General features: G+C 71.2%; 12 protein-coding genes. 6 read left to right on the top strand and 6 right to left on the bottom strand.

From position 1 onward, the window contains the following. Positions 1-276 precede the first annotated feature (276 nt). Together OG730_RS03765 and OG730_RS03760 are read left to right on the top strand one after the other, a co-directional pair. Positions 277-1557, top strand: coding sequence for a molybdopterin-dependent oxidoreductase (locus OG730_RS03765; protein WP_327309143.1), 1281 nt, complete (start codon positions 277-279; stop codon positions 1555-1557). Next, positions 1554-2072, top strand: coding sequence for a hypothetical protein (locus OG730_RS03760; RefSeq protein WP_327302794.1), 519 nt, complete (start codon positions 1554-1556; stop codon positions 2070-2072). The genes OG730_RS03765 and OG730_RS03760 overlap by 4 nt, the downstream gene beginning before the upstream one ends. A gap of 43 nt (positions 2073-2115) precedes the next feature. Here OG730_RS03760 and OG730_RS03755 read toward each other — a convergent pair whose 3' ends face one another. Both OG730_RS03755 and OG730_RS03750 read right to left on the bottom strand, forming a co-directional pair. Further along, on the bottom strand, positions 2116-2922 hold the full coding sequence (locus OG730_RS03755) for an alpha/beta fold hydrolase (RefSeq protein WP_327302793.1): 807 nt from the start codon (positions 2920-2922) through the stop codon (positions 2116-2118). Between the two features lie 19 nt (positions 2923-2941). Continuing rightward, the gene (locus OG730_RS03750) at positions 2942-4228 is read right to left on the bottom strand and encodes a class I SAM-dependent methyltransferase (RefSeq protein WP_327302792.1); all 1287 of its coding nucleotides are present in this window, start codon (positions 4226-4228) and stop codon (positions 2942-2944) included. A 325-nt stretch (positions 4229-4553) separates the two neighbouring features. Between OG730_RS03750 and OG730_RS03745 the strand changes: the two genes are divergently transcribed. From OG730_RS03745 to OG730_RS03735, 3 genes are all read left to right on the top strand, one after another. After that, the gene (locus OG730_RS03745) at positions 4554-6131 is read left to right on the top strand and encodes a molybdopterin-dependent oxidoreductase (protein ID WP_327302791.1); all 1578 of its coding nucleotides are present in this window, start codon (positions 4554-4556) and stop codon (positions 6129-6131) included. 96 nt (positions 6132-6227) lie between these two features. Continuing rightward, positions 6228-6884 carry a fasciclin domain-containing protein gene (locus OG730_RS03740; RefSeq protein ID WP_327302790.1) on the top strand — a complete coding sequence of 219 codons (657 nt, stop codon included), beginning with the start codon at positions 6228-6230 and terminating at the stop codon, positions 6882-6884. 149 nt (positions 6885-7033) lie between these two features. Continuing rightward, positions 7034-7177 (top strand): hypothetical protein, encoded by a 144-nt coding sequence (locus tag OG730_RS03735; RefSeq protein ID WP_327302789.1) that lies wholly within the window; start codon positions 7034-7036, stop codon positions 7175-7177. Between the two features lie 54 nt (positions 7178-7231). Here the strand turns inward: OG730_RS03735 and OG730_RS03730 are convergent, their stop codons facing one another. Further along, positions 7232-8545 carry a hypothetical protein gene (locus tag OG730_RS03730; protein ID WP_327302788.1) on the bottom strand — a complete coding sequence of 438 codons (1314 nt, stop codon included), beginning with the start codon at positions 8543-8545 and terminating at the stop codon, positions 7232-7234. Positions 8546-8620: 75 nt separating this feature from the next. Further along, entirely contained in the window at positions 8621-8887 is a 267-nt protein-coding gene (locus OG730_RS03725) for a hypothetical protein (RefSeq protein WP_327302787.1), read from the bottom strand. A 176-nt stretch (positions 8888-9063) separates the two neighbouring features. On the opposite strand from OG730_RS03725, the gene OG730_RS03720 reads away from it, so the two are divergent. Beyond that, positions 9064-9954, top strand: coding sequence for a GNAT family N-acetyltransferase (locus tag OG730_RS03720; protein WP_327302786.1), 891 nt, complete (start codon positions 9064-9066; stop codon positions 9952-9954). 43 nt (positions 9955-9997) lie between these two features. Here OG730_RS03720 and OG730_RS03715 read toward each other — a convergent pair whose 3' ends face one another. Together OG730_RS03715 and OG730_RS03710 are read right to left on the bottom strand one after the other, a co-directional pair. Beyond that, on the bottom strand, positions 9998-11101 hold the full coding sequence (locus OG730_RS03715; protein ID WP_442814818.1) for an IS110 family RNA-guided transposase: 1104 nt from the start codon (positions 11099-11101) through the stop codon (positions 9998-10000). 209 nt (positions 11102-11310) lie between these two features. Then, a complete protein-coding gene (locus OG730_RS03710) occupies positions 11311-12018 on the bottom strand; it encodes a heparin lyase I family protein (RefSeq protein ID WP_327302784.1) in 708 nt (235 codons plus the stop codon). Positions 12019-12047 lie beyond the last annotated feature (29 nt).

The following is a 12047-nucleotide window of genomic DNA, read 5'->3' as shown; positions in this document are numbered from 1 at the left end:
CACGGGACATGGTCGCCGGGGACGGCGGCAGTGTCACCAAGGGGACGGCCCAGCGTCGGCGGTCCGTGCGCCGTAAGGATTGCGCCTGCGTGTCACCGGCCGGTGACGGGCACCGGCGCGGGATGTTCTCCCGGAGGGGGCTCATGCCCGATGAGCCGGAAGCGCGGGGAGTCGTACCAGGTGAACGCAAGCGGTGAAAGTGACCAGCCCGATGGTGCACGGCAGTCCGCGTCGGCGAAGGCCGGCCCGGCCGTGCGCGTCCCGCTCTCCCGGCGGGTGCGGAAGACGGCGGAGCGGGCGCGCGCCGCGGGCCCGCCGCCGGGCCCGGCCCGACCGGGGTTCTGGCGCAGTCCCCTGCGAGGGCCGTGGCTGACCGGTGTGCTCGGACTCCTCCTGCTGGCCGGAGTCGTGATCCTGTTCGTGACGGGCCTGCTGTCGTACGCGGCGTACAACCCCGACCTCGCCGCACGCAACGACCAGACGCCGGACAAGGGCTGGCTGGGCTTCTACCTGTTCACCTGGCCGACCTCGCCGTACTGGCTGTACCGGTTGACCCAGGGGGTGCACACCGTCCTCGGCGTGGTCCTGGTCCCGGTGCTCCTCGCGAAGCTGTGGTCGGTCATCCCGAAACTGTTCGAGTGGCCACCGGTCCGGTCGGCCGCCCACGGCCTGGAACGGCTGTCGCTGCTCCTGCTGGTGGGCGGAGCCGGGTTCACCTTCGCCACCGGGATCCTCAACATCCAGCTGGACTACCTCTTCCCCGGCTCCTTCTACGTGCTGCACTTCTACGGCTCCTGGGTGTTCATGGCGGCGTTCGTCGTCCACGTCTCCTTCCGGCTGCCGCGCGCCGTCCGGGCGGTGCGGGCGGGCCGGGCCTGGCAGCCCGCACCCGAATCGCCGGAGGCCGCCGGTCTGGTCTCCCCGAACCCGGCACCCCCGACGATCTCCCGACGCGGAGCGCTCGCGATGGTGGGAGCCGGCTCGCTGGCCCTCCTGGCGGTCACGGCCGGCCAGAGCATCGGAGGGTGGTGGCGCAAGACCGCGCTGCTGGCCCCGCACGGCCGCGACCCCGGCACCGGACCGAACGGCTTCCAGATCAACAAGACGGCGGCCTCCAGCGGCATCCGCCCCAGCGACATCGGCCCCGCCTGGCGGCTCACCGTCCGCGGTGGCGGCCGCCAGGAGGTCCTGACCCGAGACATGCTGCTGGCGCTGCCCCAGCGGGAGGCGGATCTGCCGATCGCGTGCGTGGAAGGCTGGTCGACACCCGACCAGCGGTGGTCCGGTGTCCGCCTCACCGATCTGGCCGCTCTCGTCGGACTCGGCACCGACACCCCGCAGGTCCTGGTGGAATCGGCCCAGCGCGGCGGGTCCTTCTCCTCGGTGGTCCTGGCCGCCAACCAGGCGCGCGATGACCGCTCGCTCCTCGCGCTGCGCGTGAACGGCGCCGAATTGTCGCCGGACCACGGCTACCCGGCCCGCGTGATCATCCCGGCGGCCCCCGGCGTCCACAACACGAAGTGGGTCACCCGCCTCACCTTCGGAGAACCGGCATGAGCACCCCGCCCAAGAGCACGGCCACGGCTTCCGCGTTCCGCAGGCGCTACGGAGCCTCCCCGCTGCACCTCCTGCTCACCCTGGCCTGCTTCGCCCTGACCCTCTACGCCGGCGTCCGCCTCCTCAAGGGAGACACCATGGGCGTCGTCCTCTGGTTCGTCGGAGCGGCCGTCCTCCACGACATGGTCCTGCTCCCCGCCTACTCGCTCACCGACCGAGCCGCCCAGCGACTCTGCCGGAGCCGCGGCGCGACCGACGCGACCACGCCGAAAGCGAGCGTGAACCACCTGCGGGTCCCGGCCTTCGTCTCGGGCGTGCTGTTCCTGGTGTGGTGGCCGCTGATCCTGCGGAAGGGCGGCCACTACACCGCCTACACCGCGCTGCCCGCCGACGGGTTCCTCGCCCGCTGGCTCCTCATCACCGCCGCCCTGTTCATCGCATCGGCGATCGTCCTCCTCGTACGGACCTGGCTGCGCCCGCGACCACGAGCGGGTGATTCTCCCCGTCCCGAGTGAACGCGGCGCCCCCCACCGATCGGTGCGGCGCGGGTCGCGGGTGTCACCACGACACGGCGGCGGGGAGGTCCCGGGCCGGGCGGGGGCTGCCGGTCCACGAACCCCCAGACGCGAGCACGGAGTCTCCGAGGACCGCGCGGGTGGCTTCGGTGGTGATGCGGTGCCACCGGCGGGCGTCCCGGATCATCGAATGGCCGCCGCGGGGCATTGCGATGCCCAGGACCCGGGCTCCGGCCGACTGGGCGTGGGTGAGGTAGGACCAGGTGTCGGCCGCCCCGGTGACACGGTCGGCCCCGTCGTGCAGGGCGATGACGGTGCGGCCGTGCAGATGGGCGGTGGGCTCGCCGGACGGGCACCAGGGCGCCAGGGCGACGACTCCCTTGACCTGGGGGTCCGCCGCCGCCCGCAGGGCCGCCCGGCCCCCCATGGAGTGCCCGACGAGGACGACCGGAACGGGACCGGTGAGTGCGCGCAGTTCGTCCAGTGCCCGCCGTACGTCGGCGACCGGGTGCGCGTTCGGTCCGTTCCATCCGCGGTAGCGGTAGCGGACGTGGGCGACGAGGACATCGTCGTGGAACGCGTCGCGGAGCAGCGCCGCGCCGAAGGGCCGCATCCGCAGTCCGGGCAGGTTGAGCCGTGGTGGCGGCCCGAGGGCGTCCGCGCGGCCCCCGTGCAGGAGGAGTACCGCCGCCGTGGCCTCCCGCGGCAGGCGGTGACCGAAGACCGGGACCAGGGCCGCCGTGGTGTCGTGCGAGGTGTGGCCCAGGAGGTTCACGCCCGACCTGCCGTTCCGCGTCGAGGGGACGGCCGGGGAAGGAGGCCGCTGGTCCGGGAAGCGTATGCGGCGCATCCGGGCCGGTCGACGCCCGTCACGACCGGTCGTCCCGCGCGAACCGGGTTCCGGGGGTGGCGGGCATCCCCGAGTTGCCCTCGCGGGTGGGCCGGACGGCGAGGAACTGGTCTACTCCCATGCGGCGTTCGGAGAAGGCGAGGGAGGCGCCGGCCAGGTACAGCCGCCACACCCGACCGGTGGTCTCCCCGACGAGGTCCTCGATGTCGCCCCACCGTTCCTCGATGTTGGCGCGCCAGGCATCGATGGTGGTCGCGTAGTGCTCGCGCAGGGATTCGACGGAGCGGACCTCCAGGCCGGCCGACTCCAGCAGGTCCGCGGTCCGGCCCAGGGGACGCATGTGCATGTCCGGAGCGATGTACGTCTCGATGAAGGGACCGCCGCCGGGTACGTGTGCTCCGCGGGACATCTGCTGGACGAGGAGCCGGCCTTCGGGGCGCAGCGCCGCGTACAGCATCGAGGCGAACAGCGGGTACTCGGCGTCGCCGACGTGCTCGCCCATCTCCACGGCGGCGGCCGCGTCGTACCCTCCGCCGTCGATGTGGCGCCAGTGCCGGAGCTGGACGTCGACCAGATCGGCCACGCCTTCGGCGACGGCTCTGGCGGTGACGAAGTCCCGCTGGGCGGCGGACAGGGTGACGGCCGTGACCCTCGCCTTGTGCTCCCGGGCGGCGTGGATGGTGAGCGAGCCCCAGCCGCAGCCGACGTCCAGGAGCCGGTCGCCTTCGCGGAGCCCGAGCTTGCCGCAGATCAGCTCCAGCTTGTCGGCCTGGGCCTCGGCCAGACCGTACGAGGCGCCGGCGGGGCGCGTCCAGTACGCGCAGGAGTACGCCATCGTCCGATCGAGCAGCACGGCGTAGAACTCGTTGGACAGGTCGTAGTGGTGGCTGATGGCGGCGCGGTCCCGGGAGGTGCTGTGTGGGCGGCCGCCGAGACGGGCGCGGCCGTGCGGGCGCCGGGGAGGTGGGCCGGCGGCGCCCAGTCCCGCGGCGAGCGCGGTGGCCGCGGCGAGTGCGGCCGGACGTGGTCGGCGGATGCCTTGCTCGCGGACGGACCTGCCGGCCCGGCCGAGCGCGTGGGCGAGATCACCCTCGACGTCGAGGTCTCCGGTGACGTAGGCCTCGGCGAGGCCGAGTTCGCCGGGCTGCCACACCAGGCGGCGCAGGGCGTCGGGGGATCGCAGGACGACCAGCGGCGCGTCGGCCGGCCCGGCCTCGCTGCCGTCCCAGGCACGCAGCCGCACCGGGAGGGGGCCGTCGAAGAAGTGGGCGAGGAGTTCGGCGAGGCGAACGGCGGCGGGCCTCATCGGGCGGTCCCTTCCATGAGGAGGATCTGGCGGACGTCGAGGGAACGGGATCGGATCCGAAGCCGGCTTCGGAGCTCCCCGCCCAGGCGATCGGGGGTGCTCGTGCAAGCCGATGCCATCGCACGCCTTTCGCCCAGAGAGGGGAGCCGGCCCCTGTCCGCTGGTGTTCTCGCACCTCCTTCGTCGCGGGCGCGTGTGTGGATTGCCTCTTCGCGGACAAGGCCGCCGCGGGTGGCGGTCGAAACCGCCGCCCGCAGTGCCCATTGCGTCCCCGCGGGAGCGCTTCTTCGAGGAAGGGACCAATCCGCCGGACGGAGCACAGCGAATGGAGGGTGTGAGCACCTTCCGCAAGTCCCTCTTCCGCGGCGCACTGGGCGCCGTATCCGGCCTCCTGGCCGGATACACGGCCCTGGCGGTGGCAGAGGTCGTGGCATCCGTGGTGCGGCCGCAGGCCGGACCGGTGACGGTGGTCGGCGGCGCCGCCATCGACAGGACGCCCGCCGCCGTGAAGGACTTCGCGATCCGCACCTTCGGCGAGAACGACAAGCTGGTCCTCCAGCTCGGCATCCTCGCCGCCCTCGGCTTCCTCGGCGTCGTCCTCGGGATCCTCTCCCTGCGCCACCGGCGCACCGGAGCGGCCGGGGTCCTCCTCTTCGGTGTCATCGGCGCGGTCGCCGCGCTGAGCCGCCCCGACACGGGCGGAATCGCGGACGTCCTGCCTTCGATGGCGGGCGCCGCCGCGGGAGCCGCGGTCCTCTACCTCCTCGCCGGAAAACTCGCCTCGACACCTGCCGATGAGGCCGGCGCCGATGGCTGGTCGCGGCGCGGCTTCCTCATCGCCGCGTCCGTCACCGCCGTCGCCGCGACCGGCGCGGGCGCCCTGGGCCGCACCCTGACCGGCCGGCGCGCCCGGGGCGCCGTCGCCTCCCGGTCCGCCGTCAAGCTGCCCGCCCCCTCCTCCCCGGCGCAGCCCCTCCCGAGGGGAGTCCAGCTGAAGGCGGAGGGCATCAGTTCCTTCACCACCCCCAACAAGGACTTCTACCGCGTGGACACCGCTCTGGTCGTCCCCAGGATCGACAGCGACACCTGGCGGCTCCGCGTCCACGGAAAGGGCGTCACCCGTTCCCGCACCTATACCTTCCAGGACCTCTTGGACCGTCCGCTCATCGAGCGGGACATCACCTTGACCTGCGTGTCCAACGAGGTCGGCGGCCCCTACATCGGCCACGCCCGCTGGCTCGGTGTGCGCCTGGACGACCTGCTGCGCGAGTGCGGAGTCACACCGCCGTCCAAGGGCGGCAAGGCCGACCAGCTGATCGCCCGCTCGGTCGACGGGATGACGCTGGGCTCGCCCGTCGAGGAGGTCATGGACGGACGCGACGCGATCCTCGCCGTGGCCATGAACGGCGAGCCGCTGCCGTTCGAGCACGGCTTCCCCGTCCGCATGCTCGTCCCCGGTCTCTACGGCTACGTGTCCGCCTGCAAGTGGATCGAGGACATCGAGCTCACGACCTTCGACTCCTACGACGCGTACTGGGTCAAGCGCAAGTGGGCCCGCAAGGCCCCGATCAAGACGCAGGCGCGCATCGACACCCCCAAGCCCTTCGCCCGGCCCACCGGCGCGACCGTCACGGTCGCCGGCGTGGCGTGGGCCCAGCACCGCGGGATCCGGCGCGTCGAAGTCCGCATCGACGACGGACCGTGGCAGGACGCCGACCTCGCCCCCCAGGCCACCGCCGACACCTGGCGCCAGTGGTCCTACCCCTGGAAGACCACACCCGGCGGCCACACCCTCACCGTCCGCGCCACCGACGGAACCGGCCGGGTCCAGACCGAGGAACGCACCCGGACCATCCCCGACGGCGCCAGCGGCTGGCACAGCGTCTTCGTCACCGCGGGTTGACCCGCCCCGACCCGCCCCCGGACCGGCCGGGAAGCAACCGGCAGCCCAGACCTTCTCTCCCTGCTCAACCCTTCGCACACCAACAGGAGTTCCCTCATGCCCCGCACGCTTCGTTTCCGTCGTACCGCTCTCGCTGTGGCCGCCGCGGCCGTTCTGCCCTTCGCTCTGGCCGCCTGCTCCGACTCCGGCAGTGACTCCGCCTCCGGATCCTCCGCGGACAAGAGCAGTGGAGCTCCCGCAGCCTCGCAGCCCGCGACGCCGGACGCGTCGATGGCAGGGGACAAGCCGTTCGGTCCGGCCTGTGCGGGGGTTCCCGCCGATGGCGCCGGCTCCTTCGACGGGATGGCCAAGGCCCCGGTCGCCACCGCGGCGTCCAACAACCCGGCGCTGTCGACCCTGGTGGCGGCCGTGAAGCAGGCCGGGCTCGTGGACACCCTGAACAACGCCCAGGGCATCACGGTGTTCGCGCCGACCAACGAGGCCTTCGCCAAGATCCCGAAGGCCGACCTCGACAAGGTCCTCGCCGACAAGGCCACCCTCACCAAGATCCTCACCTACCACGTCGTCGGCGAGAAGCTGACCCCGAAGCAGCTGGAGTCGGGCTCCTTCGACACCTTGGAGAAGACCAAGCTCACCACCACCGGCTCTGGCGAGACCTACAAGGTCAACGACACCTCCAACGTGGTCTGCGGCAACGTCAAGACCGCCAATGCCAACGTCTACATCGTCGACACCGTCCTGATGCCCAAGTAACCCCCGCTTGCTGCCCGGGTATTCACGGGTCGGACCTGTTGCCGAGGGGTCCGACCCGCAGCGGGTCGGCGGCCGACGGACCTGCGGGCCAATCCTGCGGCGGTCCCGCTACGAATCACCTACGTAGAAAGTTCTGCGAGGTGAGCCCCATGACCGACGAAGAGTTCGAGAACCTCCTGGCGCAAGCGCGGGCGGAGGCACGGCAGATCGCCTTTCCGGCCCCGCCGTCACAGGACGAGGCGGAGTACGCCTTTCACCCGCAGCACGCGGAATTCGGAGGGTCCGCCCACTGACGCGGACACCGCCCCGAGACCAGCCCCCACCGGCTGCCCCGAGCGCGCTCGCGCCTACGCGGGCAGCGCGGGGAACACGACCACCGAGCCGTCCTTGGCGCGGGCGATCTCGATGGCCACGTCCGTCGCGCGGCTGTTGACCGTGACGCCGTCACCCAACTGGTGAATCCGGTGGGCCGCGCTCAGGAGGCGCTCGACTTCACCGGTCGTGAAGACCGGTCGCAAACCGTTCGGGCGTGCCAGTTCCAGCGCCGACAGGCATACCAGGACACCGGCGATGCCCGACTCCAGTTCGTCGAGGCGCTGCTGATCGCGCTTGAGTGCGCGGGTGAAGTGCTCGAACGGATTCCCGGCGTCCCTCTGGGCGTGCTCGACGGCCTGGAGGACGACCACCCGCCGCTTCAGCGCGACAGCCAGGGAGGCGAGTTCGAGGTGGGTGCGGAACGTGCCGCCGTCTTCGTCGACGCCGGGGAACGATTTGGTCAACGTGCCGAGTTCGACGGGCTTGCCCTCGGGCAGTCCGTCCAGCGCGCTCTGCCATCGGGCAAGGCGGCGGTCGGCTTTGCCCAGCGCCGTGTTGATGGCGTGCACCGCCGAGTCGATTCCCAGCGAGGCACCGAGCGTGCCCTGGTCGAGCAGAATGGCGGTGGCTTTGTCGATGGCATCGCGGCAGCCGTCGAGTTCGCTGTGCTCGTCGTCGAGCTTCTCCTCCTGGAGTCGCTCCAGCAGTTTCGTGATGTGTTCGATGGCCTGCTGGCGCTTCTGGTCGGCGTGCGCGCTCACCCCCACCGCCACGGCCATGAGCACGAGCGGAGCGGCTACGGTGAGCGCCGTGCCGCCGGCGGCCGCGGCACCGGCGGTCGCACCGGCTCCGCCGACCGTGCCCGCCGCTGCCGCTCCTCCGACCGGCATGAACGTCGCTTTGGAGGTGATCTTGCCCGTCGCGTTCACGAAGTCACCGAAGATGGCACCGCCCGCCCCGCCCTTCGGCACCATCGGGCGAAGGATGCCCTGCCCCAACTGGGTGGCGACCTTCGCCGGGACCACCATGACGTACAGGCCCTCACCGGAACCGGTCGCTCTGGCCACCGTAAGGGAACTCCGCGCCGATCGCGTGATGAACTGTGACAGGTGCCGCGCCAGAGGACTGGCGGCGTCGAGCGGGATGCCGCGGCCGCGCTCGATCTTGGCGGGCAGCGGGTGCACCTCGAGCGTGACGATCGGCTCGTCGGCCAGGACGGCCAGCACCCCGCGCAGTTCAGCCAGGCGCTCCGCCGTCATCGACTCGCCCGCGGTCAAGCCCGGCACTCGGACATCAGCGGTCGCCAGCGTCCACACGGGCACGGTCGTCTTGCGGTCGTCAGTCATCGTCTCCCCCTCGTTCGCGGACAGCAGCCTACGTCTGACGTCGAACGCGAACGGCACCTGGTCGTCCTCGGCGGATCACAGCGCCCTGGCGTCGCCCGCCGTAGGGCTCACGAGCACGGCGAGGTAGCGGAACTCCCCGCCCGGTCCGTCCTGTTCGGAGTACGGGTCCCAGGCCAGCCGATAAGTGCCTTCCAGCGTGCACGTGTTCTTCTGGTACGTGCCGTTGGCCCACCGGAGGGTTCCGGCCGCCTCGCCCCCGGCGTGGATCCTGAATTCGTGGTCACGCGTGGGCTGACGACCGGACCCCGGCGCTGTCCACAGCGCCGGTTCGTTGGTCAGCATGAGGGCAAGGCCGTTCTGCTCGGATTCCGCGCAGAAGCGTTCCAGCCGCGCGTCGGGGTGTGTCGGGCATGACGTCCGGCGGACTGAGCTTCTTGTCCACCGGTCGGTGGACACCCGAATGACCCACCTCCACCGGACGCGATCACCTCGGTGGAGCCGGCCGGTAGCGTAGGGGAATGGATTCGGTACAGGTCAGGCCGGCGCGCGAGGAAGACCTCCCGTCGGCGGAGCGGGCCTCCGCGGTGCTGTTCTTCGAGGCCGACCAGAGCAGCAGAAGGGTCAGCGAACCGGAGGTCCAGCCCCGTTCGGAATCCGGATCGAAGCAGTGGATCGAGCGGATGCGGTTCTACCTGGAGACCGATCCCGCGGGGTGCTGGGTCGCGGTCGATGCGGGCGAGGACAACGGCGTCATCGGGTTCGCCATCTCACAGAACCGCGGGCGCGTGTGGTACCTCGCCACCTACGGGGTGCTGACCCGGTACCAGGGCCGGGGCATCGGCAGGCGGCTGATGGACGCCGCCCTGGCGCACGCCGACGGCCGACCGGGGCTGTTCTCCTCATCGGTGCACCCCGGGGCGACGCGCCGGTACCGGCGGGCGGGCTTCCTGCTCCACCCGCAGATGCGCATGGTCGGTACGGTCGACCGGTCCACGCTGCCCGTGGTCAAAGGGCTCCGGGAGGGCCGGCCGGAGGACCTCGATTGGATGGACCGGCTGGACGGGCGGATCCGCGGGGCCGGCCACGGTCCCGACCACGCCTACATGCTCGACCGCCTCAGACTCGTCGTGTCCGAAGACCTGCGCCGGCCGGGATACGCGTACGTCGACGACGAGGAGAACCGGGCCGTGCTCCTCGCAGCGGCGGAGCCGCGGACCGCCCAGGACCTGTTGTGGGAGGCCCTCGCCGCCTCCCGTGGTGACACGCTCGTCAACTGCATCACCACCGCCAACCACTGGGCGGTCGACGTCGGTCTGGCCGCACGGCTCGACATCGGCCAGGAGGGTTATCTCGCCCTCCGGGGCATGCCCGAACCGGCCCCCTACCTCGCCAGCGGCCACTTCCTCTGACGCCCGGTACCCCGGCCCGCCCCGGGGGATGCTCTTATGGATGTCAAGCAGGGGTTGTGAGGTGACTTGAGGTTGCTGTTGCGGCATGGGTAGCGGTCAGGACGCGGAAGATCTCGCGGGCGACGAACCGCTTGAGACAGCGGATGGTCTCCTTCTTGGAGAGGCCTTCTTTGGTGCGTCGTTCCATGTAGTCCTTGGTGCGCTGGTCCCAGCGCAGGCGGCAGAGAACGATCCGGTAGAGGGCCGCGTTCGCGGCCCTGTCGCCGCCACGGTTGAGGCGGTGTCGATGGGTGCGACCGGATGAGGCCGGCAGTGGGGCGACGCCGCAGAGCATCGCGAAGGCCGCCTCGGAGCGGAGCCGGTCGGGGTTGTCGCCCGCGGTGACCAGCAGCTGGCCGGCGACGTCCGGGCCGACGCCGTTGAGCTCGGTCAGGGCCGGGTTGATCTCCTGGGTGAGCGGGGCTATCAGCTCGTTCAGTTCGTCGATCTCCTGGCCCAGGTCGCGGTGGCGGCGGGCGAGGGAGCGCAGGGCGATCTTCGTCGCGGTGACCGGGTCGCCGGCCTGGTCGAGGCTGGGGCGGAAACCCGCGCAGATGGTCAGCAGGTCCTTGTCGTTCAGGTGCCGCAGCATGGTGCGGACTCCCTCTGGCGCGGTGATGATCAAGGTCTTGATCTGCCGGGTGGCGTCGGCCCGCTGCTGGACCGCGCTGCGACGGGCGACCCGCAGGGCCCGCAGGGCCTCGACACGGCCATCACGGGACTTCGGGGTCCCAGTGCGGCGTTCTGCGAGCGCGGCCCGGGCTGCTGCCTCGGCATCGACCGGATCGGACTTGCCCTGCCAGCGACGGGTCTTGCGGTCTGGCCGGTCGATCTCGACCACTGTGACGTCGTTCTCGCGCAGGTAGCGGGACAGGCCGGCGCCGTAGGCACCGGTGCCCTCCACCCCGACCAGGAGCAGGGCACCGAAGGAGCGGAGCCAGGTCAGCAGTGTGCGGTAGCCGACTGTGGAGGCTGGGAACTGGGCCGACCCCAGCACCCGCCCTGCCGAGTCGATCGCGGCCGCGGTGTGGGTGTCCTTGTGGGTGTCGACGCCGCCGGTGACCTCGACCTCATGCTGTGCCATCGTGGATCGTGCCGTCCTCTCCATTCGACCGGGCAGGATGGCACCCGCCGGCCGGGAGGGCGGACAAGACAGTGATGGGGCCTCTGGCCAGGCTCTTATGAAGTCACGTCCCCCGGTCCGGCGGATGCACGTGAGCGTCCCCCGGCCGGAGCCGACAGATCCAGTTGAGGACCCTGAGTCAGTCAGTCGTTGGGTCAGACCCCGCCGGGGAACGCTCCCGTACATCCTCACTGTCAGTCGACGTCGCCGCGCGTGCTGCCCATGGTGAGTCCGTCGACCCAGTTGACCGACTCGACACCGGTGATGGTCGAGCCGTACGTCCCCCAGCGGGGTACGTTGCCCTTGAGGTCCCAGGTCCGCACGTCGTGTCGGTCGGCCACCAGTTGGCCGTTGACGTAGAGCGAGAAGGAACCGCTGGTGGACGACCGGGCGTCGATGCCGAGCTCGATCTTGTTCCAGGTGCCCGGAGTCCACGGGACGCTCCCGGCGGCGATCCATTGCTCGCCCGGTGCGACGTACCAGATCTTCAGCAGGCTGTCCTCCACCTTCATCAGCACGGGATAGTTCTGGTCCTGCTCCGCGTCGGTGCCCCACGACTTCCACTGGAACACGGTCTGAGCGTTCCCCGTCTTGGTCATGGACTCCCAGCCGAACCAGTACGTCCTGCCGTCCGTGAGGGTCCGGCCGGCGATGCCGAGCCCCTCGCAGCGTTCGGAGCCCACCGCTTTGGTGAACGCGAAGATCTTGCCGCGGCCGTCGTTCCAGTCGGGCTGGTAGACGTACGAGGGGTCATCGCAGACGACTGAGGCGAAGACCGCGGTCCCTCCGTTGTCCGCGTCGCCGTCCCACTCGACCGCGGCGTGCGCGGGTGACGTCGTCGCGAAGGTGAGCGCGGCGGCCATGGCGGTGGGGGCGAGGAGTCGGACGTTGCTTCGTTGCATGGAGTCCTCCTGGGGGAGCGGGCGGGATG

The organism is Streptomyces sp. NBC_01298 (assembly GCF_035978755.1).
GTDB lineage: Bacteria > Actinomycetota > Actinomycetes > Streptomycetales > Streptomycetaceae > Streptomyces.
Note: the sequence above shows the minus strand (reverse complement) of the source record. Positions and strands in the feature narration are given on the sequence as shown.

What these genes read in the sequence shown, in the direction of transcription:
- OG730_RS03760 (WP_327302794.1), top strand. Translation starts at nt 1,554, where the DNA reads ATGAGCACCCCGCCCAAGAGCACGGCCACGGCTTCCGCGTTCCGCAGG.
- OG730_RS03755 (WP_327302793.1), bottom strand. Translation starts at nt 2,922, where the DNA reads ATGCGCCGCATACGCTTCCCGGACCAGCGGCCTCCTTCCCCGGCCGTC.
- OG730_RS03750 (WP_327302792.1), bottom strand. Translation starts at nt 4,228, where the DNA reads ATGAGGCCCGCCGCCGTTCGCCTCGCCGAACTCCTCGCCCACTTCTTC.
- OG730_RS03745 (WP_327302791.1), top strand. Translation starts at nt 4,554, where the DNA reads ATGGAGGGTGTGAGCACCTTCCGCAAGTCCCTCTTCCGCGGCGCACTG.
- OG730_RS03740 (WP_327302790.1), top strand. Translation starts at nt 6,228, where the DNA reads ATGCCCCGCACGCTTCGTTTCCGTCGTACCGCTCTCGCTGTGGCCGCC.
- OG730_RS03735 (WP_327302789.1), top strand. Translation starts at nt 7,034, where the DNA reads ATGACCGACGAAGAGTTCGAGAACCTCCTGGCGCAAGCGCGGGCGGAG.
- OG730_RS03730 (WP_327302788.1), bottom strand. Translation starts at nt 8,545, where the DNA reads ATGACTGACGACCGCAAGACGACCGTGCCCGTGTGGACGCTGGCGACC.
- OG730_RS03725 (WP_327302787.1), bottom strand. Translation starts at nt 8,887, where the DNA reads ATGCTGACCAACGAACCGGCGCTGTGGACAGCGCCGGGGTCCGGTCGT.
- OG730_RS03720 (WP_327302786.1), top strand. Translation starts at nt 9,064, where the DNA reads ATGGATTCGGTACAGGTCAGGCCGGCGCGCGAGGAAGACCTCCCGTCG.
- OG730_RS03715 (WP_442814818.1), bottom strand. Translation starts at nt 11,101, where the DNA reads ATGGAGAGGACGGCACGATCCACGATGGCACAGCATGAGGTCGAGGTC.
- OG730_RS03710 (WP_327302784.1), bottom strand. Translation starts at nt 12,018, where the DNA reads ATGCAACGAAGCAACGTCCGACTCCTCGCCCCCACCGCCATGGCCGCC.